At 69.0% G+C, this 25,337-nt stretch carries 21 protein-coding genes and 1 pseudogene; 13 read left to right on the top strand and 9 right to left on the bottom strand.

All coding sequences use genetic code 11. The features are described from left to right. Positions 1–136 precede the first annotated feature (136 nt). The 7 genes from pgaD to dctP all read right to left on the bottom strand — a co-directional run bounded on the left by pgaD (position 137) and on the right by dctP (position 11,559). Positions 137–652, bottom strand: coding sequence for a poly-beta-1,6-N-acetyl-D-glucosamine biosynthesis protein PgaD (gene pgaD / locus ACLFMY_RS03430; protein WP_410763151.1), 516 nt, complete (start codon positions 650–652; stop codon positions 137–139). 4 nt (positions 653–656) lie between these two features. Continuing rightward, entirely contained in the window at positions 657–1,919 is a 1,263-nt protein-coding gene (gene pgaC / locus ACLFMY_RS03435) for a poly-beta-1,6-N-acetyl-D-glucosamine synthase (RefSeq protein ID WP_410763152.1), read from the bottom strand. Positions 1,920–1,931: 12 nt separating this feature from the next. Further along, a complete protein-coding gene (gene pgaB / locus ACLFMY_RS03440; protein ID WP_410763153.1) occupies positions 1,932–3,965 on the bottom strand; it encodes a poly-beta-1,6-N-acetyl-D-glucosamine N-deacetylase PgaB in 2,034 nt (677 codons plus the stop codon). 11 nt (positions 3,966–3,976) lie between these two features. After that, the gene (pgaA, locus tag ACLFMY_RS03445; RefSeq protein WP_410763154.1) at positions 3,977–6,430 is read right to left on the bottom strand and encodes a poly-beta-1,6 N-acetyl-D-glucosamine export porin PgaA; all 2,454 of its coding nucleotides are present in this window, start codon (positions 6,428–6,430) and stop codon (positions 3,977–3,979) included. 162 nt (positions 6,431–6,592) lie between these two features. Beyond that, on the bottom strand, positions 6,593–8,989 hold the full coding sequence (locus tag ACLFMY_RS03450; RefSeq protein WP_410763155.1) for a phosphoketolase: 2,397 nt from the start codon (positions 8,987–8,989) through the stop codon (positions 6,593–6,595). 64 nt (positions 8,990–9,053) lie between these two features. Further along, positions 9,054–10,202: an acetate/propionate family kinase gene (locus ACLFMY_RS03455; protein ID WP_410763156.1), complete on the bottom strand. Its 1,149-nt coding sequence runs from the start codon at positions 10,200–10,202 to the stop codon at positions 9,054–9,056. Between the two features lie 307 nt (positions 10,203–10,509). Next, complete coding sequence (gene dctP, locus ACLFMY_RS03460; protein WP_410763157.1) at positions 10,510–11,559, bottom strand: TRAP transporter substrate-binding protein DctP; 1,050 nt, start codon at positions 11,557–11,559, stop codon at positions 10,510–10,512. 259 nt (positions 11,560–11,818) lie between these two features. Between dctP and ACLFMY_RS03465 the strand changes: the two genes are divergently transcribed. Both ACLFMY_RS03465 and ACLFMY_RS03470 read left to right on the top strand, forming a co-directional pair. After that, on the top strand, positions 11,819–12,478 hold the full coding sequence (locus ACLFMY_RS03465) for a TRAP transporter small permease (RefSeq protein WP_410763159.1): 660 nt from the start codon (positions 11,819–11,821) through the stop codon (positions 12,476–12,478). Continuing rightward, positions 12,478–13,761, top strand: a complete 1,284-nt coding sequence (locus tag ACLFMY_RS03470) for a TRAP transporter large permease (RefSeq protein WP_410763161.1) — start codon at positions 12,478–12,480, stop codon at positions 13,759–13,761. The genes ACLFMY_RS03465 and ACLFMY_RS03470 overlap by 1 nt, the downstream gene beginning before the upstream one ends. A gap of 12 nt (positions 13,762–13,773) precedes the next feature. Here the strand turns inward: ACLFMY_RS03470 and murU are convergent, their stop codons facing one another. Further along, the gene (gene murU / locus ACLFMY_RS03475; protein WP_410763162.1) at positions 13,774–14,472 is read right to left on the bottom strand and encodes an N-acetylmuramate alpha-1-phosphate uridylyltransferase MurU; all 699 of its coding nucleotides are present in this window, start codon (positions 14,470–14,472) and stop codon (positions 13,774–13,776) included. Then, positions 14,469–15,461, bottom strand: a complete 993-nt coding sequence (locus ACLFMY_RS03480) for an aminoglycoside phosphotransferase family protein (protein ID WP_410763163.1) — start codon at positions 15,459–15,461, stop codon at positions 14,469–14,471. Before ACLFMY_RS03480 ends, murU begins: the two co-directional genes overlap by 4 nt. Before the next feature lie 149 nt (positions 15,462–15,610). Here ACLFMY_RS03480 and msrP point away from each other — a divergent pair, with 149 nt between their 5' ends. The 11 genes and pseudogenes from msrP to ACLFMY_RS03535 all read left to right on the top strand — a co-directional run. Then, complete coding sequence (gene msrP / locus ACLFMY_RS03485; RefSeq protein WP_410763164.1) at positions 15,611–16,552, top strand: protein-methionine-sulfoxide reductase catalytic subunit MsrP; 942 nt, start codon at positions 15,611–15,613, stop codon at positions 16,550–16,552. After that, the gene (locus tag ACLFMY_RS03490; protein WP_410763166.1) at positions 16,552–17,157 is read left to right on the top strand and encodes a sulfite oxidase heme-binding subunit YedZ; all 606 of its coding nucleotides are present in this window, start codon (positions 16,552–16,554) and stop codon (positions 17,155–17,157) included. The genes msrP and ACLFMY_RS03490 overlap by 1 nt, the downstream gene beginning before the upstream one ends. A gap of 86 nt (positions 17,158–17,243) precedes the next feature. After that, positions 17,244–18,371 (top strand): NAD(P)/FAD-dependent oxidoreductase, encoded by a 1,128-nt coding sequence (locus ACLFMY_RS03495; protein WP_410763167.1) that lies wholly within the window; start codon positions 17,244–17,246, stop codon positions 18,369–18,371. 153 nt (positions 18,372–18,524) lie between these two features. Continuing rightward, positions 18,525–19,079 carry a hypothetical protein gene (locus ACLFMY_RS03500; RefSeq protein WP_410763168.1) on the top strand — a complete coding sequence of 185 codons (555 nt, stop codon included), beginning with the start codon at positions 18,525–18,527 and terminating at the stop codon, positions 19,077–19,079. Next, positions 19,076–20,446 (top strand): UDP-N-acetylmuramate:L-alanyl-gamma-D-glutamyl-meso-diaminopimelate ligase, encoded by a 1,371-nt coding sequence (mpl, locus tag ACLFMY_RS03505; RefSeq protein WP_410763169.1) that lies wholly within the window; start codon positions 19,076–19,078, stop codon positions 20,444–20,446. Before ACLFMY_RS03500 ends, mpl begins: the two co-directional genes overlap by 4 nt. Further along, the gene (locus ACLFMY_RS03510; RefSeq protein ID WP_410763170.1) at positions 20,443–21,069 is read left to right on the top strand and encodes a flavin prenyltransferase UbiX; all 627 of its coding nucleotides are present in this window, start codon (positions 20,443–20,445) and stop codon (positions 21,067–21,069) included. Before mpl ends, ACLFMY_RS03510 begins: the two co-directional genes overlap by 4 nt. Before the next feature lie 138 nt (positions 21,070–21,207). Beyond that, on the top strand, positions 21,208–21,588 hold the full coding sequence (locus tag ACLFMY_RS03515) for a thioredoxin family protein (RefSeq protein ID WP_410763171.1): 381 nt from the start codon (positions 21,208–21,210) through the stop codon (positions 21,586–21,588). A 60-nt stretch (positions 21,589–21,648) separates the two neighbouring features. Continuing rightward, positions 21,649–22,563 (top strand): AEC family transporter, encoded by a 915-nt coding sequence (locus ACLFMY_RS03520; RefSeq protein ID WP_410763172.1) that lies wholly within the window; start codon positions 21,649–21,651, stop codon positions 22,561–22,563. Between the two features lie 21 nt (positions 22,564–22,584). Next, complete coding sequence (locus tag ACLFMY_RS03525) at positions 22,585–23,139, top strand: FKBP-type peptidyl-prolyl cis-trans isomerase (protein WP_410763173.1); 555 nt, start codon at positions 22,585–22,587, stop codon at positions 23,137–23,139. Beyond that, positions 23,139–24,908, top strand: coding sequence for a M61 family metallopeptidase (locus ACLFMY_RS03530; protein ID WP_410763174.1), 1,770 nt, complete (start codon positions 23,139–23,141; stop codon positions 24,906–24,908). The genes ACLFMY_RS03525 and ACLFMY_RS03530 overlap by 1 nt, the downstream gene beginning before the upstream one ends. A gap of 79 nt (positions 24,909–24,987) precedes the next feature. Next, positions 24,988–25,337: pseudogene (locus tag ACLFMY_RS03535) on the top strand (hypothetical protein); the annotation flags it as partial.

A 25,337-nucleotide genomic window follows, 5' to 3' on the forward strand; every position in this document is an offset into this window, starting at 1 on the left:
GTGGCGAAGATCGCCGACCTCCAGCGCGACGGCTATGCCTACCTGAAGGTCCAGTAACCGGCCGCTGCGCCACGGTAAAGGCCCCGGGACACCGACAGCGTCCAGGGGCCTTTTTGCGTCGCGCCGATTTTTCCGTTCAGCGCTCCGCGGTCCCGCTGACGGACGTCGCGGCATCAGATCCGCGAGGCAGCGCGGGTTCCTCCTCGGGGACGATCTCGATGATCTCGGCGTCCTCGTTGAAATGCACGGTCACGATGCGCCGATGCTCGATCTCCTCCGCCTCTTCGGGGGGGATGCAGAAGCGCCGGGCCAGTTCCCGTGGACTGACCGGTGGCGGGGCATGGCGACGCTCGCGGTTGTGAAAGCGGAACCAGTTGTAGCTCGCCCAGCCGATGAAGACGATCCCGGCAATCAGGATGACCAGTGCGTAGACCTGCACGGCCCGCAGCGTGCCGACGGGATCGTCGAGGATGTAGCGCTGGAACAGTTCCACGCCGAAGGCCCAGCCGATCAGGGCGATGATGGGCGTGAACAGGTAGATCCATGCCATCCAGGCGATCACGCTGACGATCTGTCCCACGCGGCGCTTGCCGGGGGATTGCAGGTCGCTGCGCTCGATCAGCTCTGGCAGGCGGGGACGGGAATGCTTCATCGAATCACTCCTCCGGCGGTCGCAGTCCGCGATCGGGGCTCACCCAGCGGGCGCGTTGGCCCGACCGCTTGAGGATGGCCTTGGGCAGGGCGACGACGGTGGTCGCCATCGACAGCAGCCAGAACGCCAGCGGGTACCAGATCACCCAGAAGTAGTTGCGGAAGAACCGCCGGTCCGCCTCGTAGCGTCGATCGATCAGCAGGCTGACCAGGAACTGGAGCAGGGCGGTAATGCCGAGTATGACCCCGGCCCACTGCGGGATGATGCCGATGCCACTCCAGCCCGGCGGCAGTCCGGTCACCAGGCCGACCAGGTAGATGATTAGCACGGTGAACATGGCATAGGCCCAGAGGATGCTGACGGTGTACTCGACGGCTACCGCCCAAAGACGGCGCCTGTTCCACTGGAAGAGGCCCGCGGCATGTCGGATCAGGGTCTCTACGCCGCCCTGGGCCCAGCGCAGCCGCTGGCGCCACAGGCCGCGCAGCGTCTCGGGCATGTAGATGTAGCACAGGGCGTTGGGCTCGTAGCGGATGTCCCAGTGGTCGATTTGCAGGCGCCAGGAGATGTCGATGTCCTCGGTGACCATGTCGTTCGACCAGTAGCCGACGCGGTCCAGCGCGGTGCGGCGGAAGCCGGAGATCACCCCTGAGACCGTGAAGATCCGCCCGTAGACCCGCTGGGCACGCTTGATCAGGCCGATGGTCGCCGAGAACTCGCCCACCTGCAGCCGCCCCAGCAGCGTGCTGCGGTTGAGGATGCGCGGGTTGCCGGTCACCGCGCCCACCCGCGGCCCCGAGGCCAGGTGGAACATCATCCAGGCCACCGCGCCGGGGTGGAGCAGGGCGTCGCCGTCGATGCCGATGAGGAATTCGTGACGTGCGGCCAGCGCGCCGGTACGCAACGCGATCGCCTTGCCCTGGTTGCTGGCCAGGTGCACCACCCTCAGGCGCGGGTAGGTCTCGGTCAGTTCATCGAGGATCTGGCCGGTCTCGTCATCGCTGCCGTCGTTGACGGCGACAATCTCGAAATCCGGGTACTCGCTCGCGTGGGCGTAGTGCACGGTGTCGCGCACGTTTTCTGCCTCGTTGAAGCAGGGGATCAGGATGCTGCACGGCGGGGTGCGGTCGGTCGCCGGCGGGTGGTCCGGGTCGCCCTTGTGACGCCCTTCCCAGCGGTAGTAGTACCAGGTTCCGCCGATCATCCACACCCAGGCCATGACCAGGGGGTAGAAGAAGACGAAATCCTGCAGCCAGTCGATGCTCATGCCCTCGGCCTCCTATTGCCGATGCGGGAAGGAATTCAGCGAAATCCCTTCCCGGGTGGGTTCGAAGCGGGGGCGATCGTTGAGGAAGTCGTCCGGGTAGTAGGCGAGGTTCATCACGCCGCGGCGCATCAACTGCTCCATCCAGCCCCGCAGGGTCTCTCCCTCGATCCAGCGACCCTCGTCGCGCCAGTCGCGCGCCTGCAGTTCGAACACCACCTTGTCGAATCCGCCCGCCTGTACCTCGACGGCATCGGCGAGTCGCCCCAGCCACTCGCCTGCCGGCAGCTCCGTGCCGTCCAGCCAGGGCATGGCCATGACGGCGACCTCGTCGTAGGCCTCGAGGAAGGCGGGCAGCGACTGGGCGAACCGCGCCTCGGCATCCGGGTCGAGCACCACCCGCGCGTAAAGGTTGCGTGCCACCCGGAAGTCGGGGGCATGGTTCACGTGCTCGGCCAGTCGCGCCGTGACGGCTTCGCCGAAGTCGATCAGCGCCCGCGTCTTTTCCGCCGGTTCGAGCCGGCAGTCGCTGACGGGGTCGCTGGTGCCCGGCCAGCGGGCCTCGTCGCGGCAGGCGGTCTGGTCCTCGTCGGCCGCGAGATAGGCGTCGTCGTGGATCAAGACGCCATTGATGCCGCTCGCCGCCCGACCGAGGTCGGCGTAGATCTCGCCGACGATCCGCCCGGATGCGGGCAGGAATGGGCTGAGCCGCCGGTAGTCCCGTTGCGCGGGGACCGGGTCGCCGTCCGCCGTCGTGCGGGTAACGGACAGATCGAGGCCGCGCTCGGCGTCCGGCAGTTCGAAGGCCAGCAGCGGCATCCAGGCGTAGACCTGCACGCCGGCGCGGGTGCGCAGCTGCCAGGCCACGCGGTTGAACAGGTCCGCGCGCATGGGCAGGTGCCGGTTGGGGAAGTAGAGCGCGCTGGCGTTGCCGTCGCCGTCCGGGTCGGCGAAGGCCTGCAGGTAGACGGTGCGCACCTGCATGGCCTTGATGCGATCGAGCAATCGGCCGAGGTTCTCGTTGGTCCGCTCCGGGTCCGGGTCGTAGACGTAGTCGAGGTCTACGTGCACGGCGCGTTGCGGTTCGGGTAGGTTCACGGGGGAGTCGTCGACTGGCCGGGCCTCGGTGGCGATGGCCAGCGGATGTGGGTCGTCGACGATCAGCTCGCGGGAGAAGCTTTCGGCGTCCGGCGTGTTGAGCGGCGTGCCACCCAGCGAGAACGACCAGGGCATGCCGATGTCGGCGGCGATGGCATCGACTTCGCGGCTGTGTGCGCCGTAAGGCCAGACGATCGCCCGCGGCGCCTGGCCCGTGAGCGACTCGATCGCCGCGCGGCTGCGGGCGAGATCCGCGCGGATGCGCTGGCGGAACTCGGCATCGCTCTCGTACTCCCCGCTGTCGGGATCCAGCCGGCGGGTGATGGCCGCCGGCTCCCGGTTGCCCTGCGGGTTGGCGAGAATGCCGCGGTGCAGGTCGTGGCTGTGGCTGGCGTATTCGACCAGCCCGGAGGCCTGCATCTCGCGAAGCTGCCCGGGGGTGACGAAGCCCTCGGGACCCAGCGGGCGGTCGTTGTAGGTGACCGTGCCCGCCGTGGCTGCTGTCTGCACCGACGGCTCGGCGAAGGCGTCCGGGGTGTAGGTCACTTCGCTGCCGGTCCAGACGGTCTCCAGCCAGCCGGTCTGCAGCGCGAACAGGGCGGGGTAGTCGTAGGCCTCGAGCAGCGGGAAGACGTGGCTGTGGAGACTGGCCAGGCCGTCGTCGAAGGTCAGCAGCACGGCGTTTTCCGGCAGCGGTCGGCCGCCGTCTCGCGCCTCGGCGATCCGGTCGAGCGAGACCGGATGCCAGTCGTTGGCCTTCATCCAGTCGAACCAGGCGACCAGGCGGTCGGTGTTGACGGCGTAGGGGTCCCTGTCCAGGCCGGAGATCACGTCGTCGCGCACGTCGTGGTAGCACAGCGCTATGAACTGCCCCTCGGGCACGGTCGGGAACGCGGCCGAGGCCGGGCCGGCGACCAGCAGGCCGGTGAGCAGGGTGGCAAGACGTAGCATCGGGCTCATCATCAGAAGATCCCCTCGAGGCCGAAGAGTCCGTACAGCCGGCGCTCGCGTTCGCCGTCGTAGGCGGTGCTGTTCCAGCCGATGCCGTAGCGAACGGCCCAGCGACGGTTGATGTCCCAGCGATGTTCGTAGCGCAGCTCCACCGCGGGATCGCTGCCGAAGTCCGTCTGGTAGCCGACGCCGGCGACAGCGTGGAAATGCTGGGTGAAGGCGCGGTCGTAGCGCCGCCAGGTAATCCAGTCGTGGTCGATGCGGACCGAGGCGCTGCCCGAGGTTTCCGGGTTGTAATACGGCCCGCCCGGTTCGCTGTTGCGCTGGTAGTAGAGGTCGCCGCCGACGTCGGTGACATGGTGCGGACCGGCGGCGACGCGGCGGGTGACGCCGCTGCCCAGCGACAGCCGGCGGTTGCCGTCGTCAAGCGAGAGCAGGTCGGTGGTGGCATAGGCGGACAGGGACTCCGAGGCCCGCCAGTCGACCGAGGCGTTGGCCGACCAGCCCTCGATGTCCGCTTCCCGGGCGCGCAGCGGGGTTTCCATCGAGTTGGAATCCGCCTCGACGCCGACCTGCCAGTGGTCGTCGAGCCACTGCGACCAGCCGGCGGCGACGCCGGGGTCCGCATCGCCGAGGCGGTCCCGGTGCGCGGCGATCCAGGCCTGTTTGCGTTCCGCGGCCCACTCGAGGCCCACGGCCACCCGGTCGTGGCTGGCGTCGATCTCGTCGTAGGTGGCCGAATCGCGACGATGCTCGACGAAGGCGCGCCAGTCCCGCTCGGTCCAGGGCGAGTTCAGGCGCGTACGCCAGCTGGCGTCGTCGTTGCCCGAGACCAGTGCGTCGCCGCCGCGGGTGCGGCCGAAGGTGACTTCGCTCTCGATGGAAAAGCGATCGCGGTCGTCGAGCTCCTCGAGGTGACGACGGACGCGGACGTCACGGGGGAAGTCGGCGGCGAGTCCGTCGACTTCCGCTTCCCAGTCGTCCCAGTGCTCGAGATCGCGGGCATTGGCCGCGCGTGCCAGGCGTGTTTCCAGGTCGTCGGGCGCCCAAGCCTCGGCGAGCTCGGTGATGTCCGCGGCCCGTTCCGGCCAGCCGCGCCAGCGGGCGATCTGGGCACGCTGACTCCACAGCCCCGAGTGCGCCGGCGCGAGCTCGACCAGTTCGCCGCTGCGCTGCCAGGCCGCGGCATCCTGCTGGCGATAGGCAGCGTCGTCGACCAGCAGGCGGTCGATGTCGGCCCGCTCCCAGTTGGCTACCGGCTCCCGCCCGGCGCCGGTGGACAGCCAGGCGGGTGCCTCGGAGGCCTGATCGCGCATGTCGGCCGCCCGCTCGTAGTCCTCAAGGGCGATCAAGGTGAAGTAGAGATCGAGCAAAAGCGTCAGGTCCACCGGTCCCTCGGCCGGGAGCAGCGATTCGTAGAGGGGCAGCGCCTTTTCCGGCTGTTCCTCGGCGAGATAGGCGTCGGCCGCGGCACGGCGGACGTAGGGTGGCGGTGTGGGTCGGTCGGGCAGGGATTCCCAGGTGGCGATCGCCTCGGGCATCCAGTCGCGTTCGCTCAGGAGAACCACCCTGTCGTTAAGGGCCCGCCGGTGCTGCGGATGCCCTTGGGGAACGCCTGCGATGAAGGCATCCAGCCGCGCCTGCGGAGCGGCCATGGCCGCGTCGGCTTCTTGCGGTCGACCGTCGGCGAGCAACTCGTCGCGGCGGTCGATGGCCTGGCGGATCTCTGCGGCAATGGCATCGGCCTCGATCTGCAGCCGGGTGTCGGGTTCGAACCACTCCGGGTGGGGCGTGACGGCGGCCAGGGCACGTTCGGCCGCCCCCAGTCGCCACAGGGCCAGGGTCTGTTCCACGTAGGGGAGCGTGGCGCCGGGGTCGGTTCGCCGGGCACGGTTGGCGAGGCTGAGTGCCTCCCGGGCCCGACCGGACAGGCGCATCCCGTAGGCCATCAGGGCGACCTGCCGGGCGGATTCGGGTAACGGTTCGATCGCCTCGAGCGTCTCGATGGCCGTGGCGAAATCACCGGCCTCCGCACTCACGACGCCGAAGAGCACCCTTGCCGGGGTGTCCAGGCGCTGGTGGGAGTCGCGGAGCACCGTCGCGGCCTCCTCGAAGCGGCGGGCATCCCGAAGCGCTCCGGCCCAGGCGGCGTGGGCGTATGCCGGCACATCCCCCGGTTCGAGCTCGGCGGTGTGTTCGAGGATGGCGGCGTTGTCGCCGGCCTGGCGACGCAGGATGATCAGGTCGGCGAGGATCAGGCGGTTCTCAGGGTGCTTCGCATGCAGGCTTTCGAGCCGGGCAATGGCATGGTCGAGGCGCCCTTCCCGGGCGAGTTCCACCGCCGAGACGCGCTGCTCGTCGTCGGGTGATTCCGCCAGAGGGCTTGCCACGGGCATGCCGGCCAGCAGCAATGAGAGCAACAGGGATGGCGCCGGGCGCCAGGGGAGTCGGTTGCCGTATGGCATTCTGCGTCCTGCCTTGAGCATGTTTCCTTCCACGGCCTCCTGTTCCTCTGCACGAATGCCGAGCCACACTGGCTCTGGCCCCGGGGCGGTATCGGTTCGGTACAGACCTTTCCTCCCAATCATAGGCAAGATCTTGGCGGGATACCGTTTTCCTATTCGGTTTCAGCGTCCCGCGGCGCTCGGCCAGCGCCAGTTGCGAACCTCGGGCAGGTCCTCGCCGTGCTCGCGGATGTAGTGATCGTGGTCCACCAGCCGCTCGTGCAGGTGCTGGCGGAAGTGCGCGGCGCGGACCTTGAGCCCCGGCACGCGTTCGATCACGTCCATCACCAGGTGGTAGCGGTCGATCTCGTTGCGCACCGCCATGTCGAAGGGCGTGGTGGTCGTGCCTTCCTCCTTGTAGCCGCGCACGTGCAGGTTGACGTGGTTGGTGCGCCGGTAGGTCAGCCGGTGGACCAGCCAGGGATAGCCGTGGTAGGCGAAGATCACCGGGCGATCGAGGGTGAAGATCGAGTCGAAGCTGCGATCGGACAGCCCGTGCGGATGCTCGGAAGGCGGCTGCAGGCGCATCAGGTCGACGACGTTGACCACCCGGACCTTGAGTTCCGGCAGGTGGCGGCGGATCAGGTCCACCGCCGCGAGCGTCTCCCCGGTCGGCACGTCGCCGGCGCAGGCCATGACCACGTCGGGCTCCACCCCGTCGTCGTTGCTGGCCCATTCCCAGATCGAGATCCCGGCGGTGCAGTGCTTGATCGCGGCGTCCATGTCCAGGTACTGCGGCTGGGGCTGCTTGCCGGCGATGATCACGTTGACGTAGTCGCGACTGCGCAGGCAGTGGTCGATCACCGAGAGGAGGGTGTTGCCGTCCGGCGGCAGGTAGACGCGGATCACCTCGGCCTTCTTGTTGACCACGTGGTCGATGAAACCCGGGTCCTGGTGGGAGAAGCCGTTGTGGTCCTGTCGCCAGACGTGGCTGGTTAGCAGGTAGTTCAGCGACGGGATCGGCGCACGCCAGCCGATCTCCTGGCTGGTCTTCAGCCACTTGGCGTGCTGGTTGAACATCGAGTCGATGATGTGGATGAAGGCCTCGTAGCAGGAGAAGACCCCGTGTCGCCCGGTCAGCAGGTAGCCTTCCAGCCAGCCCTGGCAGGTATGTTCGGAGAGGATCTCCATCACGCGGCCGTCCCGGGCGAGGTGTTCGTCGGTGTCGAGGTATTCACCGTTCCAGCAGCGATCGGTGGCGGCGAAGACGTCGTCGAGCCGGTTGGATGACGTCTCGTCGGGGCCGAACACGCGGAAGTTGGCGTGCTCGGCGTTACGCCGGATCACGTCGCGCAGGAAGCGGCCCATGGCGCGGGTCGATTCGGCGTACTCGTGGCCCGGGGATTCCACCTCGACGGCGTAGTCGCGGAAGTCCGGCAGGTCGAGCGGGCGACACAGCAGCCCGCCGTTGGCATGCGGGTTGGCCGACATGCGCCGGGTGCCGGTGGGGGTCCGGCGCGAGAGGTCGTCGCGCGGGTGGCCGGTCTCGTCGAACAGCTCCTCCGGGCGATAGCTCTGCATCCACTCTTCCAGCAGCCGGCGGTGGGCCGGGTTGTCGCGCACGTCGGCCACGGGCACCTGGTGCGAACGCCAGGAGTTCTCCACCGGTTTGCCGGCGACTTCCTCCGGCCCCGTCCATCCCTTGGGCGTGCGCAGGACGATCATCGGCCAGTTCGGCCGGGTGGTCTCGCCGTCTTCGCGCGCCCGCCGCTGGGTCGATTGGATCTCGTCGACGACCCGGTCGAGGGTTTCGGCCATCTCGACGTGCAGGCGTTCCGGGTCATCCCCGCTGACGAAGTGGGGCGTGTAGCCGTAGCCGCGCAACAGGGCGTCGAGCTCCTTTTCCGGAATGCGGGCCAGGATGGTGGGGTTGGCGATCTTGTAGCCGTTGAGGTGAAGGATCGGCAGCACGGCGCCATCCCGGGCCGGGTTCAGGAACTTGTTCGAGTGCCAGGACGTGGCCAGTGCCCCGGTCTCGGCCTCGCCGTCGCCCACCACCGCGCACACGATCAGGTCGGGGTTGTCGAAGGCCGCGCCGAAGGCATGCGAGAGCACATAGCCCAGCTCGCCGCCCTCGTGGATCGAGCCCGGGGTTTCCGGCGCCACGTGCGAGGGGATGCCGCCGGGGAAGGAGAACTGCTTGAACAGGCGCTGCATGCCGACGGCATCGCGGCCGATCGCGTGGTAGACCTCGGAGTAGGTGCCTTCCAGCCAGGCGCTGGCCACCAGCCCCGGTCCGCCGTGCCCGGGGCCGGTGAGAAAGATCGCATCCAGGTCGCGGGCGACGATCTGGTGGTTCATGTGCGCGTAGACGAAGTTCAGCCCGGGGGTGGTGCCCCAGTGGCCGAGCAGCCGGGGCTTGATGTGCTCCGGGCGCAGCGGCTCGCGGAGCAGCGGGTTGTCGAGCAGGTAGATCTGGCCCACCGACAGGTAGTTCGCCGCCCGCCACCAGGCGTCGATGCTGGCGAGATCCTCGGCGGTGGGCAGGTGGGTGTCTCGCGCTGTGCTATCGGTCGTCATCGCTGGCCTCATGACGTGTCATGACGGTTGGTTGAACGGGTTGCGGCGGCTGTCGCCCGCCGCCTCAGTGCATTTCCCGGAGCTGCCGGACCATTTCCGTCTCCTCGTCGGCGGGTACCACCCAGATGCCGGCCGGGCTGTGCGGCTGGTGAATCGCCCGGAGGCCCTCGCCCGGGGCCCGGTTGGCCTTCGGGTCGATGGCCAGCCCCATCATGTTCAGCCCCTCGCAGACCGTTTCCCGCACGACGGCGTCGTGCTCGCCCACGCCCCCGGTGAACACCAGCGCGTCGAGCCGTCCGAGGTTGACGAGGTAGCCGCCCAGGTAGTGGCGGATGCGGTGGATGTACATGGAAAGGGCCTCGGCGGCCAGTTCGTCGCCGCGGTCGATGGCCGCGTGGATCTCGCGCAGATCGCGCGTGCCGCACAGCCCGGTCAGCCCGGACTCGCGGTTGAGCAGGTGGTCCACCTCATCGGCCGTCAGCCCGCCGTGGCGCTCGAGGAACCCCGGGATTGCCGGGTCGATGTCGCCGGCCCGCGTGCCCATCACCAGCCCCTCCAGCGGGGTCAGGCCCATCGAGGTGGCGGAGCTGCACCCCCTGCGGATGGCGGTCATGCTCGCGCCGTTGCCCAGATGCGCCACGATCAGGTTGAGCCTTTCCCCGGGGTGACCGAGCTGTTCGGCCATGCTGCGCAGGGCGTTGGCGACGGACAGGCCGTGAAAGCCGTAGCGGCGGATGCCCAGCTGCTCGCGGCACCAGGCCGGCAGGGCGTAGTCGCGGCTTTCCGGGGGCAGGTCGTGGTGGAAGGCCGTGTCGAACAGGGCGTACTGTTCGACCTCCGGCAGTCGCTCGCGCGCGGCCTCGATGCAGGCCACGGCCAGCGGGTTGTGCAGGGGGGCGAGGTGCTCGATCTCCCGCAATCCGGCGAGCATCGCCTCGTCGACGCGGGTGGGTGCGTGGAATCGGTTGCCGCCATGCACCACGCGGTGAGCCACGCCCCGTATCCTTCCGGGGCTGCAGCACTCGAAGGCGGACAGGTGTGCGGCCAGTGCCCCCGCATGGTCGCTACCCGACGGGTCGTTCAGCTCGTCGGTCTGCCGGGCGAACACGCGGTTGCCCGCGGCATCGAAGGCCGAGACCTTGAGCGAGGACGAGCCGGCGTTGACGGCCAGCCAGCAGTCGCTTTCCTCCAGGTGGTGGGCGTGTTCCGTCATCTGCGTCGTTGCCTGCCGTTGTGCGATTCCAAGCGAGCATCCCTCGCCCGCATGACCCCAGGGTGACGGCCACATCCACGGCTCGCACGAGAGGGATGTGGCGGATCGGCCCTGCCGGGACGTCACCCTGACGTTCCCGAGGGAAGGGTGATGCCGAACCGTTCAGGGCCTTGAACGAGATTAGTCCAGAAACCGCCCGGTTGTCAGTGGCTTGGCGGCCACGGGCCGGTCGAGGCCGCGTAAGCGCAAAAAAAACGCGCCCGGGGTGGGCGCGTCTGCTCTGGTCCGTGTCGTTCGGCGGTCGACCTTACTGGTCTTCGCCCTCGGCGACGGCCTGCTGGATGGCCTCGAGGATGCGCTCGCCGCGCGCCCCGGCCATCTCGATGAACCGATCGTAGACGGGGTCGTTGCGCTCGGCGAAGGCGGCGACCTGTTCCTCGGTCAGTCGGACGAATTCCGTGCCGCCGTCGGCGCGGATTTCCTCGGCCGCCTCCTCGTTGAGCTTCTGCTGCTCCTCGTAGATGTACGGGCCGAGTTCCTCGGTCACGTCATCCACGCTCGCGCGCATCTCCTCGGGCAGGCTTTCGAGGAAGCCCGGGCTGGAGATCACGGTGGCGACGAACTGGGCGTTCTTCGCCTCGATCATGTAGTCCTGGACCTCGTGGAAGCTCATGTCGCGCATGGCGAACATCGGCTGGACCTGCGCGTCGATCTGGCCGCGCTCGAGCCCGCCGTAGACCTCGGAGTACGCCATGCCCTGCGGGCTGGCGCCGTAGGCCTCGTAGGTGGCCAGCAGGAGTTTCGACGGCATGACGCGGAACTTCACGCCATCGAAGTCCTCGGGCTGTTCGATCTTCTTGTTCGAACTCCAGACCATCCAGCCCTCGGGCACGATGGAGAGCAGCTCCAGCCCCTTCTCGTTGTAGGCCTCGCCGAGCTCGCCGTAGACGGTCTCGTTGTCGGTGAAGATCGACCGGTTGACCTCATCGTCCTGCGAGAACAGGAAATGCAGGGAGAATACCTGCGCCTCGGGGATCGTCGAGCCGACGTGGCCGGCCGACGCGAAAGCGATCTGCACGGTATCGTTCTGGATCTGCTGGGTGATGTCCTGCGAGCTGCCCAGCGTGCCGTAGGGGTAGATCTTGACCTCGACGTCGTCGTGACGCTCCTCGATCAGCTCCTTGAACTTCTCCGCGTAGGCCCACTGGACGCCGCCCTCGGTCTCCTCGAGGGCAAATTTCCAGACTTGCTTGTCGTCGTCCGACGATGGCCCGCAGCCGCTCAGCGCCAGCCCGGCGGCGAGGGCGAGCGAGCCCATCCACAGGGCGCCCTTGTGTAGGAAGGTCTTGTCGTTCATCTGGTCTCTCCCTGGTTTTTCTGGTGCGTTCGGTCTCGATGCTTCGGTACGGGGGCGACTCGTCCCGGGCCCGACCCGATGACCTTAGCATGTCGAGCAAGCTCGCTCAGGTGTCGGCGCGTGGACAGGGTCTTCCGGCCGGGACTACACTGGGAAGCGGAGCCAACGCGGTACGCCGGAAGGCGGCGTGCCGGGATCACAACGACAAGGTGTCGGGAGCGCGCGGGAAGCATGGCGCCTCGCCGGCAGGGAGACGTGGATGTCCGAATCGCAGGGAGGCCCGTTCCGTTCGCCGGTGATGCGGGCCATTCGAGGTCTCGACCGGGGGATCGGCTGGCTGGAAGACGCCGTGCTGATCGTGTCGATCCTGTTCATGGCGACGTTGAACATCGTCAACGTGCTCGGCAACAACCTCAAGGACTGGGGCGTGCCGTTCGTCAACGGGCTTTCCTGGGCCGTGGAGATCAACCAGGCGCTGCTGGTGATCATCACCTTCGTCGGGGTGGCGAAGGGCGCGCGGCACGGGCGCAACATCCGCATGTCCGCCATCTACGACCAGCTCAGGGGCAAGTGGCGCAAGGGGCTGAACATCGTCATCACCACCGGCTCGGCCGTGGTGATGTTCTACCTCGCCTACTACGCCTTCCTCTACGAGGCGCAGGTCCGCGCCATCGGCCAGTCCACGCCCTCGCTGGGCATCCCGTTGTGGGTCCTCTACATCGCCGTGCCCGCGGGGCTGTTCCTCACCGGCGTGCAGTACAGCCTGACCACGGTGCGCAACCTGACCGAGAAGGAGGTCTACCGATCGTTCGCCGAGCGTGAGGTCTACGAGGAGGCGGACCTCGCCGCCGTCGAGGCCAGGAAGCTCGAGGAAGGCGACGACCGCGACGCCTCCGCTGACAGGGAGGGTCGTCACTGATGCTCGCCCTGACCTTCGTGCTGATGTTCCTGCTCCTGCTGATGGGCTTCCCGATGATGGTGCCCCTGATCATCGGGGCGCTGGCGATACTGGTGGTGAGTTTCCCCGAGGTGGGCGCCAATCAGCTTATCCAGCAGATGGTCGGCGGGGTGCGGCCCTCGGTGCTGGTCGCCGTGCCGATGTTCATCCTGGCGGCCGACATCATGACCAAGGGCCACACGGCCAACCGCCTGCTCGACCTGGTGCATGCCTTCGTCGGGCATCGCCGCGGCGGGCTGCCGATCACCACGGCCGTGTCCTGCACCCTGTTCGGGGCAGTATCCGGTTCGACCCAGGCGACCGTGGTCGCCATCGGCACCGCCCTGCGGCCGAAGATGCTCAAGGCCGGCTACAAGGACAGCTTCACCATGGCACTGCTGGTGAATGCCTCGGACGTGGCCCTGCTCATCCCGCCGTCGATCGCGGCGATCATCTACGGGGTGGCGGCCAACGTCTCGGTGGGCGAGATGTTCATCGCCGGGATCGGGCCGGGCATCCTCATCATGGTGATGTTCTCGATCTACAGCTGGTGGATCTCCAAGCGCTGGAACATCCCGCTGGGAGAACGGGTCGGCTGGGCGGGCCGCCTGCGGGCCATCCGCGGTGCCATCCTGCCGATGGGCTTCCCGGTGGTGGTGCTCGGCGGGATCTATTCCGGCCTGTTCAGCCCCACCGAGGCGGCGGCGATGTCGGTATTCTACGCGCTGATCATCGAGATGCTGGTCTTCCGCTCGGTCAAGTTCTCCGATCTGCCGGGCATCGCGTTGTCGACCGGGCTGATCACCGCGGTGGTGTTCATCCTTGTCGGGGCGGGGCAGGCCTTCTCCTGGGTGATCTCGCTGGCGCAGATTCCCACCGAGATCCTCGGCCCGATGCTCGACCACGTGGCGGCCAACCCCACTCACCTGCTGATCCTGATCGCCGTGTCCTACTTCGTCGCCTGCATGTTCGTCGACCCGATCGTGGCGATCTTCGTGCTCACGCCGATCTTCATTCCGGCGATCAACGCCTCGGGGGTCGACCCGATCCTTGTAGGCACGCTGGTGGTGCTGCAGTCGGCGATCGGCTCGGCCACGCCGCCGTTCGGCTACGACATCTTCACCGCCATGGCGGTGTTCCGGCGGCCGTACATGGAGATCATCAAGGGCACGCCGCCATTTATCGTCATGCTGCTGGCGACGACGGTGCTGCTGATCATGTTCCCGCAGATCGCCCTGTTCCTGCGGGATCTCGCCTTCCGCTGACGGAACTCGGTGTCAGCCGGTCTGCAGGCGACGCCTGGCCTCGGCCAGGCGTTCCTGCGTTCCGACGTCCAGCCAGTCGCCGCGGTGGTGTTCCCCGCAGACCTGTCCGGTCGCGATGGCCTCGCGCAGCAGCGGGCCGAGTGCCCGGCGCCCGGGCTCGAGTCCCGCGAACATCGTCCGGCGGTACAGGCCGATGCCCGAGTAGGTGAAGCGCTGGTCGGATCCCGGCGTGAGTCGCCCCGTCGCATCGAGGCCGAAGTCGCCTTCGGGGTGATGGGGCGGGTTGTCGACCAGCACCAGGTGGGCGAGGCAGTCGTCGGGCAGGCATGCCGCCCGCTCCGCGAGCGCCCGGTAGTCGATGTCGGCCAGCACGTCGCCGTTGACCAGCAGGAAGGTCGGTGACAGGTGCCGGAGTGCGTGGCGGATGCCGCCGGCGGTCTCCAGCGCGTCCTCGGCCCGGTCGCCTTCCGCCGAGTACTCGATCGACAGCCCCCAGCGGCGGCCGTCGCCCAGGTGCGCGCGGATCCGTTCGCCGAGGTGGGCGAGGTTGATCACCACCCGCTCGATCCCCGCCGCGGCGAGCCGGTCGAGGTGGTACTCGATCAGCGGGCGGCCGCCGACGTCGATCAGCGGCTTGGGCGTGTGGTCGGTCAGCGGCCGCAGTCGCTCGCCCCGCCCGGCCGCCAGGATCATGGCCGTGACCGTGCTCATGTCGTGGCCTCCGGCTCCAGGCCGGCGACCAGGTCGCGCAGGGGGGCGAGTTCGGGGGCGCGGTCGAGTGCCCACTGCAGGTGGCGCCAGGTCAGCGGCAGGTCGTCGAGGTAGCCGTGCTTGCCGTCGCGCAGGCTCAGGCGGGCGAAGATGCCGAGGACCTTGAGATGGCGCTGCACGGCCACCCAGGCGAAGTCGGTGCCGAAGCTCTCGAGGTCCTTCGCCGTCAGCCCGGCCTCGCGCGCGGCCTGCCAGAAGGCGGCGATCTCGCGTTCGACGTCCGCCTGCGGCCAGTCGATGTAGCTGTCGCGCAAGAGCGAGACCAGGTCGTAGGCCAGCGGCCCGCTCACCGCGTCCTGGAAATCGATGATCACCCAGTCGCCGCCCGCGGGCATCAGGTTGCGGCTGTGGTAGTCGCGGTGGACGAACACCGGCTCCATGCCGACCATCCGCTCGGCGATCCGGCCGGTCAGCTCGTTCCAGCGCCGGCAGTCGCCGTCCGACCACTCGGCCGATTTCAGTCGCCTCCGGTACCAGTCGTCGAAGAGCTGCATTTCCGCGATCAGCCGCCCGGCGTCGAAGGCCGGCAGCCCGTCGTGATCCGTGGAGGCGAGGGGGATCAGCTGTGCCCGGCAGGCGGACAGCGCCTGCCGGCGCTCGTCGGCGTCGGCCGATGCCTGCCAGGAGAAGAGCGTCTCGCGCCCCAGGTCGTCGAGCAGCAGGAAACCGGCCGCCGGGTCGCGGGCATGGATGCGCGGCACCGGCAGGCCGGCGCGCTGCAGGCGCCCGTGGACGTCGAGGAACGCGTCGAGCGGCTCCCGGTCCGGGGGCGAATCCATCACGATCAGGCTCTCGCCGTCGCGCTCGGCCCGCCAGTAGCGGCGATTGCTGGCATCGCTGGAGGCGGCGGCCAGTTCGCCGAAGCCGGGCGCATGGCGCTGGAGAAAGGCGTGGGCCAGTTCGTGTCGTCGGTCGACGGGTGCGGGCATCGGTGTCTCGGTCAGCGGGGTTGGGGGCGTGCAGACACGCCGGTTTGCGTCGATACTCTTGTCCCGGCGTCGGGCCGGGCGGCCTGTGGCGATTCTAACCGGCCCGGCGCACCGGCTGCAGCATTCGCCCACGACAGTGAGGATCGACCATGCATCACAGGATTCGTTCACGGCACGAGCCGCGGGAGCGGGAGGTGACCGACCGCCGGCTGGTGGTCGACCGGGAGGCGCGCCGGCGCTTCATGCTCTCGGTACTCGGCGGCGGGGCCGCCCTGGCGCTGCCCGGCTGCACGCGGGCGAACGAGGACGAGGCACTGTCGGAGCAGCTGACCGAGCGCAAGGCGATCCTCGGCTACAACAACTACTACGAACTGGGTACCGGCAAGACCGACCCCGGCCGCCATGCCGGGGCGTTGCAGTCGCTTATCGACGCCCGCGAGCCGTGGACGGTGGAGGTCGACGGCGAGGTGACCCGGCCGGGGCGCTTCACGGTGGACGATCTTGTCGGGCTGCACGCCCCCGAGGAGCGCATCTACCGCATGCGGTGCGTCGAGGGCTGGTCGATGGTGATTCCCTGGGAGGGCCTCCCGCTCAAGGCCCTGCTCGACCGGGTCGGCCCGACCGGCGAGGCGCGGTTCGTGCGCTTCGAGACCGTCAACGATCCGGACAATCCGCTCCCCGGGCAGCGCCGCCGGGTGCTCGACTGGCCCTACGTCGAGGGACTACGCCTCGACGAGGCGAACCATCCGCTGACCCTGCTGGCCACCGGGATCTACGGCGAGCCGCTGGCGCCCCAGAACGGCGCGCCTGTCCGCCTGGTGGTGCCGTGGAAGTACGGCTTCAAGGGCGGCAAGTCGCTGGTGCGCATCAGTCTCGTCCGCGACATGCCCGTCTCCACCTGGATGGAGGCCGCACCGAGGGAGTACGGCTTCTACGCCAACGTCAATCCCGAGGTCGACCATCCCCGCTGGTCGCAGGCGACCGAGCGCCGCATCGGCGAACTGGGACGCCGCGACACGCTGATGTTCAACGGCTATGCCGACGAGGTGGCGCACCTGTATGCCGGCATGGACCTGAAGACGCACTTCTGATGCGGGGGCGGGGCGTTCGTCGGCTGGCCTGGTGGCTGGTCTTCCTGGCCGGGCTCGCGCCGCTTCTCTGGCTGGCCTGGGCGCTGCCGACGAACCGGCTGGGCTTCGAACCGGTGGTCGACAGCCTGCGCTTTCTCGGCCAGACGGCGATCTGGCTGCTCATGATCGGGCTGGCCATCACGCCGGTCGGACGCCTCCTGCCCTCCTTGCGGTTGGTCGACTACCGGCGGATGGTGGGGCTGTACGCCTTCTTCTACGCCTCCCTGCACGTCGCCGTCTGGCTGGTGATCGACCGGCAGCTCGACTGGCGGGCGATCGTCGAGGAGATCGCCGAACGCCTGCACATCGGTTTCGGCGCGCTGGCCTTCCTCCTGCTGGTGCCGCTGGCGGTCACCTCGACGAAAGGGTGGATGCGCCGGCTCGGCTCGGGTTGGCGTGAGCTCCACCGTCTGGTTTACCCTGCCACGGGCCTGGCGGTGCTGCACTACTTCCTGTCGGTCAAGCTGGACACCCGCACCCCGCTGCTGCTCATGGGGCTGCTGGTCGTCCTGCTGGCGGCTCGGCCACTGACCTGGCGATGGACGTCGGCACGACGCCGTCGTTGAGCATTAGAAATATCTTATGCCATGATAAGGAAATTGATTCAGCGGCTCGTCCCCCGGACCTGCCGCGGAGAACGGAGGAAAGTTCGATGAGGCTGACGGTAATCGGTGCCGGTTTCGGTGCCCTGACCGCCATTCGGCGGTTGCGCAAGCAGAACCCGGCGGCGGAGATCACGCTGATCGCGCCCCAACCCACCTTCCAGTACTACCCCAGCCTGATCTGGGTGCCCTCGGGGCTGCGTCGCCGGGATGACATCCTCCACGACATCCGGCCGCTGCTCGAGCGCCTGGACGTGACCTACCACGCCGGACGCGTGACCGGGGTGAGCGAGGATGGCCGACGCGTGTTCACCGACAACGGCGAGGTGGAGAACGACGGGCTGATCATCGCCAGCGGCGGGCGGTTCATCAAGAAGCTGCCGGGCATCGAGCATGCCGTCACCCTGTGCGAGGGCATCGATGCCGCCGAGGAGATCGCCACCCGTCTGGCGAAGATGTCCGGCGGGACCATCGCCATCGGGTTCGGCGGCAACCCCAAGGAGCCGTCGGCGGTGCGGGGCGGGCCGATGTTCGAGCTCCTGTTCGGCATCGACCGGCTGCTGCGCCGCGAGGGGCGGCGGGACAAGTTCGACCTGGTGTTCTTCAATCCCTCCCCGCGCCCGGGCAACCGCCTGGGCGAGAAGGCGGTCGACCGCCTGCTCGAGCGGATGGAAAAGCACGACATAAGCACGCACATCGGTGCCAAGCCGCAGCGATTCGAGAAGAACCGCGTGGTCACCGAGAAGGGCGAGTTCGAGGCCGACCTGATCCTGTTCATGCCGGGCATGACCGGCCCGGGCTGGCTGCCCGAGTCCTCGTTCCCCGTCTCGCCCGGCGGCATGATCGAGGCCGACGAGCATGCCCGCGTCAAGGGCTTCGAGCGCGTCTACGTGGTTGGTGACTCGGGTAGCTATCCCGCCCCCGACTGGGCGCCGAAGCAGGCGCACATGGCCGACCTGCAGGCGGTGGCGGCGGCGGACAACCTGCTGGCGGAGATCGCCGGGGAGCCCGTGGAGCAGACCTTCAAGTGGGAGCTGGTCTGCGTCATGGACATGCTCGATCGCGCCGTGCTGGTGTTCCGCAACGAGAAGCGCCAGTTCATCACGCCGCCGTGCCGCCTGCTGCACTGGGCCAAGCGCCTGTTCGAATGGTGGTACCTGCGCGACCTGCGACGCTGATCGGGGCGGCGGCGAAGACGGCAGGGCGGGTTTTGCGCTAGGCTTTCACCCGTCCGGGAACCCGGGGCGGCGCGGTGAGCACACGATCGCCATCCGGCCGAGGTTCCTTCCGACCGCCTGCGGCGGCCGTGCAGTCACAACGGATGCAATGCCTTGTCCCTGATACGTCTGTTTTTCCAGTTGCTCTTCCTCCGGGTCGGTCCCGAGGACATGCCCGCCGGCACCCGGCCGGTCTACACGGCGCTCGGGTTCTACCTCGTCGTTGGCCTGCTGCTGGACCAGGTGGTCGCCTCGGAGGCCGGGTTCGGCGCCGGTCTGGTGCTGCTCGGTACCGATGCCGCCGTCCTGGCGCTGTATTCCGCCGGGCTGGCAATGGCCTGGGGGCATCGCCCGCGCATCCCGCAGATGCTCACGGCGCTGTACGGGGCGACGGCCATGCTCGGGCTGGTTGCCTGGCCGCTGGTGGCCATGCAGCCGACGGGCGGCGAGGCGGTGGACGTCGACAGTGCGGTCGGCCTCTGGTCGATGCTGATGATCGCCCTGTTCGCCTGGAACCTGGTGGTCCTCGGGCAGATCTACCGCCGGACGCTGGGGCTCAACGCCGCCATCGGCATGCTCATCGCGCTGGGCTACTTCATCCTCTCCTCGCTCGTCTACATGGCCCTGGCCACCCAGATGCTGCCGGGCGAGACCGGGCTGCCGTCATGACCGCCGAAACCCGCAAGCTGCACATCCTCGGTATCGCCGGGACCTTCATGGGGTCGCTGGCGCTGCTGGCCCGCGAGATGGGCTTCGAGGTTTCGGGGCGGGATCACGCCATCTATCCGCCCATGAGCGATCAGCTCGCCGCGGCGGGGATCGAGGTGGCGACCGACATGAACGCCCCGCTGCCGGCGGATGCCGAGATCATCGTCGGCAACGTCATGCGGCGTGACATGGCCGTGATCGACCAGCTGCTCGGCGGCTTCTTCCGCTTCCGCTCCGGGCCGCAGTGGCTGGGCGAGGAGGTACTCGCCAACCGCTTCGTGCTGGCGGTCTCCGGGACCCACGGGAAGACCACGACCACCTCGATGGTGGCTCACATCCTGGAGGCGGTCGGCATGGCGCCGGGCTTTCTCATCGGCGGGGTGCCGGGAGGGTTCGGTGTCAGCGCCCGGCTGGGCGAGACACCGTTCTTCGTCATCGAGGCCGACGAATACGACACGGCCTTCTTCGACAAGCGCTCGAAGTTCCTGCACTACCGCCCGCGCGGGCTGGTGATCAACAACCTCGAGTTCGACCACGCCGACATCTTCCCGGACCTGGCGGCCATCGAGCGACAGTTCTCGCACCTGTTGCGACTGGTCCCGGGGCAGGGCAAGGTGATCGCCCCGCTGGGCGAGCCGGCCATCGAGCGCGTGCTCGAGGCCGGCGTGTACTCGCCGGTCGAGCGGTTTGCCGACCGCCGGGATGCAGCGGCCGACTGGTGGCAGGAGGACGGCGAGGTCGTCTGCGAGGGGCAGGCGATCGGCCGTCTGCCGGACGCCATCGAGGGTGAGCACAACCGGCACAACGCGCTGGCCGCGCTGGCACTGGCCCGTTTTGCCGGGGTGCCCGCGGCGCAGGCACTGGCGGCCCTGTCGGGATTCCGGGGCGTGACCCGCCGCCTGGAGATCAAGGGGGAGGTCGATGGCGTGCGCGTGATCGACGATTTCGCCCATCACCCCACCGCGATCGAGGCGACCATCGCCACGGTGCGCGGACAGATGCGGGCCGCCGGAGCCGGTCGCCTGGTGGCGGTGCTCGATCCGCGCTCCAATTCCATGCGGGCCGGGGTGCATGCCGACCGTCTGGCCGCGTCGCTCGCACAGGCCGACCGGGTCTTCGTGCATGCGCCGGACGGGCTGGGATTCGACCCGGTCGGCACGCTGGCCGACCTGGGTGACCGCCTCGCGGTGGTGGAATCGGTGGACGTCCTGCTCGAAGAGGTTGTCCGCGGGCTGGGTGCGGGCGACTGGGTGCTGTCGATGAGCAACGGCGGCTTCGGCGGCTTTCCGGCCCGGCTGGTCGACCGACTGCAGGAGCCGAGGGGATGAGGCGTGGGGAGCGGACCGAGCACGTGGTGCTCGCCATGACCGGCGCGTCGGGCCTGCCCTACGCGCTGCGGCTGCTCGAGAGCCTGATCGCCGCCGGCTGCCGCGTGAGCCTGATCGCCTCGAAGGCGGCCCACGCGGTCGCGGCACTGGAACTCGACGAGCCCTTTCCCGCCCGGCACGATGCCCTGGCGGCCGAGCTGGGCGGCCGTTTCGGCGCCGCCGAGGGGCAGGTGACCGGCTACGCCCGCCAGGACTGGACCGCGCCGTTCGCCTCGGGCTCGAACCCCCCGGATGCCATGGTGGTCTGCCCCTGCACCACCGGTACCCTCGGGGCGATCGCGAACGGCCTCTCCGATTCGCTGATCGAGCGGACCGCCGACGTCTGCCTCAAGGAACGCCGGGACCTGGTGATCGTCCCGCGCGAGGCGCCCCTGTCGGCGATCGCCCTGGGACAGATGACCCGCCTGGCCGAGCTGGGCGTGATCATCCTCCCGCCGGCGCCGGCCTTCTACCACCGGCCGAAGACCATCGACGACCTGATCGACTTCACGGTGGCGAGAATCCTCGACCAGATCGGCGTCGGGCACGACCTGCACGCCCGCTGGGGTGATGCCGGCGGTTGAAAAGCGCGGGTCGGCCCACAGGTCGGCGGGCGGAGGGAGGAGAATGTCCCGCCCGCCGACACGAAATCCGTGGCCCGGGTTGATGCGCCCGGGCCGACATGCTGCCGAGTCATCGGCACGACAACACAAGGTGTCTCTATGACCGTTCATACCGCGACCGCGGACAACCTCGAAGGCCTTCTCAAGGACAACGACATCCTGCTGCTGGATTTCTGGGCACCCTGGTGCGGGCCCTGCCAGTCCTTCGGCCCGATCTTCGAGCAGGCCGCCGAGGACAACCCCGACGTCGGCTTCGCCAAGGTGAATACCGAGGAAGAGCAGGCGCTCGCCGGGCATTTCCAGGTGCGTTCGATCCCCACGCTGATGGTCTTCCGCGAGCGGATCCTGCTGTTCAACCAGGCCGGTGCCCTGCCGCGCCAGGCGCTCGACGAGCTGATCACCAAGGTCAAGGACCTCGACATGGACGAGGTGCGCGCCGAGGTGGAGAAGGCCGAGCAGGAGGCCGGTGGCCAGGCCTGAGACCGCGCCCGGCATGAGGGCGTGTTCCCGGGCTGACGGCCGACCGGGGAGGGGGGCGGCGTGATCTCGGTGATCCTGCAGATGGCCGGGACCATCGCGCTGGGCCAGATCTGGCGCCACGTGCGGCTGGGCGGCTGGAGCGCGGACGCCGCGCGCGGGGCGCTCACCTCGTCGGTCTACTACCTGTTCCTGCCGGCGCTGGTGTTCTCCGTGCTGTGGCGTGCGCCCCTGGGCGCGGACACGCTGCGCATCGCGGGCACCGCCGGCGTGGCCGTGGTCAGCTCGCTTCTGCTGATGGCGGCCGTCGGGCGCTTCATGACCATCAGCCGGGCGCAGTTCGGCGCGCTGCTGCTGGCGGCGAGCTTCCCCAATGCCACCTACATGGGGCTGCCGCTGCTCGGCAGCCTCTTCGGTGACGAGGGCCGGGCGGTCGCGATCCAGTACGACCTGTTCGCCTGCACCCCGCTGCTGCTGTCGGTGGGTATCCTGCTGGCCGCCCGTTTCGGTACCGGCGAGGAGGAGGTCCACCCGCTCAAGACACTGCTCAAGGTGCCGCCGCTGTGGGCGGCGGTCGCCGGGGCGGGGCTGAACCTCGCCGGGGTGGGGCAGCCGGAGTGGGCGGCCGAGTGGCTCGATCGCATCGGCGCGGCGGTAGTGCCGGTCATGCTGGTCGCGCTGGGCATGAGCCTGCGCCTGGAGACGCTTACCGGGCGTCAGCTGGCGACGGTCAGCCCGGCGTTGCTGATCCAGCTGCTGTGGATGCCGGCGGTGGCGATCCTGTTCGCGCTCGTGGTCGGCACCAGTGGCCAGACGCTGACCGCGGTGGTGCTGGAGGCGGCGATGCCCACGATGGTGCTGGGGCTGGTGATCTGCGACCGTTTCGGCCTGGACACCACCCTGTACGCCACCACCGCGAGCGCCTCGACCCTGCTGGCGCTGCTGACGCTGCCGTTCTGGCACGGTCTGGCTGTTTGATACTCCAAGGAGTCTGAACTGATGAGTGAAGCGGAAAAGCAACAAGGCGGTCGGCCGCGTGTCGAGAAGGACAGGGTCGTGCGCGTCTTCCACGTGATGCGCGACGACGACGGCCAGGTGCTGGCCGACACGCAGGTCGACGGTTTCGAGTACATCCACGGCCACGGCAACCTGATCCCCGGACTCGAGGCGGCCCTGGAGGGGCATGCCGAGGGCGACGAGATCGAGGTGACCGTGGAGCCCGAACAGGCCTACGGGCTGCACGATCCCGAGGCGGTCGTCGAGGTGCCCAAGGAGCGGATCGACGCACGGGCCGAGCTCGCGCCGGGCAACATGGTCGAGGCCCACGGCCCGGACGGGCGCATCGAGATGCTGATCCTCGAGGTGGGCGACGAGACGGTGAAGGTCGACCTCAACCATCCCCTGGCGGGTTTCCGGCTGCACTTCAACGCCCGGGTCGGCCTGGTTCGCGACGCCCATCCCGACGAGATCAAGCACGGCCGGGTCCATCCCGGCGGGCACCACCTGATGACCAGCGACTCCTCGGTCCACGACCTGCCGGAGGACGGGTCCTGATGGCGCGCGGAGAGCATGCCGTCGAGCCGTTCTACCGCCTCGGCTTCGCCGGGCACAACAGTCGCTACATCGACGTCTCCCTGACCCTGCCGGCAAGCGACGAGGGCTACCGGCTCAGCCTGCCGGCCTGGATCCCGGGAAGCTACCTGCTGCGGGACTTCGCCCGGCACCTGGTGGGCAAGCAGGCGCGCGATCGCGACGGGAATTCCGTGCGCATCGAGCCGGTCGACCAGCAGACCTGGGACCTGGCGCCTTCGCGCACGCCGGTGGAGGTCAGCTACCGCGTCTACTGTGCCGACTTCTCCGTGCGCAGCGCACACGCCGACTCGACCCACGTGTTCTTCAACGGCACCAGCGTGTTCCTGCGCGTGCACGGCGCCGAGCACGCCCGCCACGAGGTGGTGTTCGACGGCACGGGGCTGCCGGGCGCCTGGCGCGTGGCGACCACCCTGCCGGACATGGCCGTCGACGAGCGCGGGTTCGGCGACTACGCCGCACCCGACTACGAGGCGCTGATCGACCACCCGGTGGAGATCGCCGACTTCGTCGAGCGGCAGTTCACCGCCGGGGGCGTGCTGCACCGGATGGTGTTCACGAACCCCCTGCCCGATACCGACTTCGACCGGATCGCCGCGGACGTGGCGCGCATCTGCGAGACCGAGATCGAGCTGTTCGACGGCGCGCCGTTCGACGAATACCTGTTCCTGGTCGCGCTGGACGACTCGGGCTTTGGCGGGCTGGAGCATCGTGATTCCACCGCCCTGATCTTCCCGCGGGGACACCTGCCGGCGGTGACGGCCAGGGGGGTGAGCAAGGAGTACCAGCGCTTTTTGAGCCTCTGCGCCCACGAGTACTTCCACAACTGGAACGTCAAGCGCATTCGTCCCTCGGCCTTCGCCGGGCTGCCGCTCGACCGGCCCGCGCACACCCGGCTGCTCTGGGTGTTCGAGGGCTTCACCAGCTACTTCGACGACTGGCTGGTGCGCCATGCCGGGCTGATCGACGAGACCCAGTACCTCGCCGCGCTCGAGGAGACCGTCAACCGCGCGATGCGCGGCAAGGGCTGGTCGCGCCAGACACTGGAGGAGTCGAGCTTCTACGCCTGGACGCGCTTCTACCAGCAGGATGCCAACGCGGTGAACGCCATCGTCAGCTACTACACCCGCGGGGCGGTGGTCGCGCTGATGCTCGACCTGATGCTCCGCGAGCGCGGGGCGAGCCTGATGGACGTGATGCGCCGGCTGTGGGAGGAGCATGGCGAGCGGCCGCTGCCGGAGGGCGAGTCGGTGGAGCGCATGATCGAGGAGACCATGGGCGAGCCGATGGGGGCGTTCTTCGAGCAGGCACTGCGCTCCACCGAGCCGCTCGACGTCGCCGGGCTGCTGGCCCGCTTCGGCGTGGCCATGGTGCCGCGCGGCGAGCAGGAGGGTCCCGATGCCGGTGTGCGCGTCGACGAGCGCGACGACCGGGCCGCGCGTGTGCAGATCGTGTTCGAGGACCGGCCCGGGGCGGCCGCCGGGTTGGCGGTGGGCGACCGCATCATCGCCATCGACGGGTTCGCCGTTTCCGGGCTCGACTGGCGGATGCGCCTGGCGCGTTGCCGGGCCGGCGACCGCTTGCGCCTGCACGTATTCCGCGAGGGGCGCCTGCTGGAGATGACGCTGGAACTGGCCCCCGAATGCCACAACCAGCACCGGCTCGAGCGCAAGGCCGGCGACATCCGGACCGAGGCCCGCTTCGCCGCCTGGCTTGCCGTGGCGGAGCGCTGAGGATCCCGGGGCGGAGCGGTCGGCGTCTCGTCGCTGTCGCCGCGTCGGGACCGAGTCGTGGCAAGATGACGAGCCGACCATGACCCCCTTTGCCGCCTCGCGAACCATGCCTGCCGATCCCGTCACCGAACTGGACTTTCCCACGCTCCGCGCGCGACTGGGTCGCTCGGGCGCGTTTTCCGGGTGGCGACAGGCGTTCCCGTCGAGCGTGGACTCGAGCAACCGCCTGGTGCGCGAGATGGCGGCGGCCGCCATCAGCGCCGGCGAGTCGCCTCGTGCCATCGTGGTCGCCGGCGAGCAGAGCGCGGGCCGGGGACGACGGGGCACGGCCTGGCACAGCAGTGCCGGGGACGGGCTGTGGTTTTCGCTGATCGTGCCCGCCGACGGCGGGCTCCCGGAGGCGCCGCCGGCGCTGGCGATCGCCGCCCG

This window comes from Guyparkeria sp., from assembly GCF_046545975.1.
In the GTDB taxonomy this organism is placed as follows: Bacteria; Pseudomonadota; Gammaproteobacteria; order Halothiobacillales; family Halothiobacillaceae; genus Guyparkeria.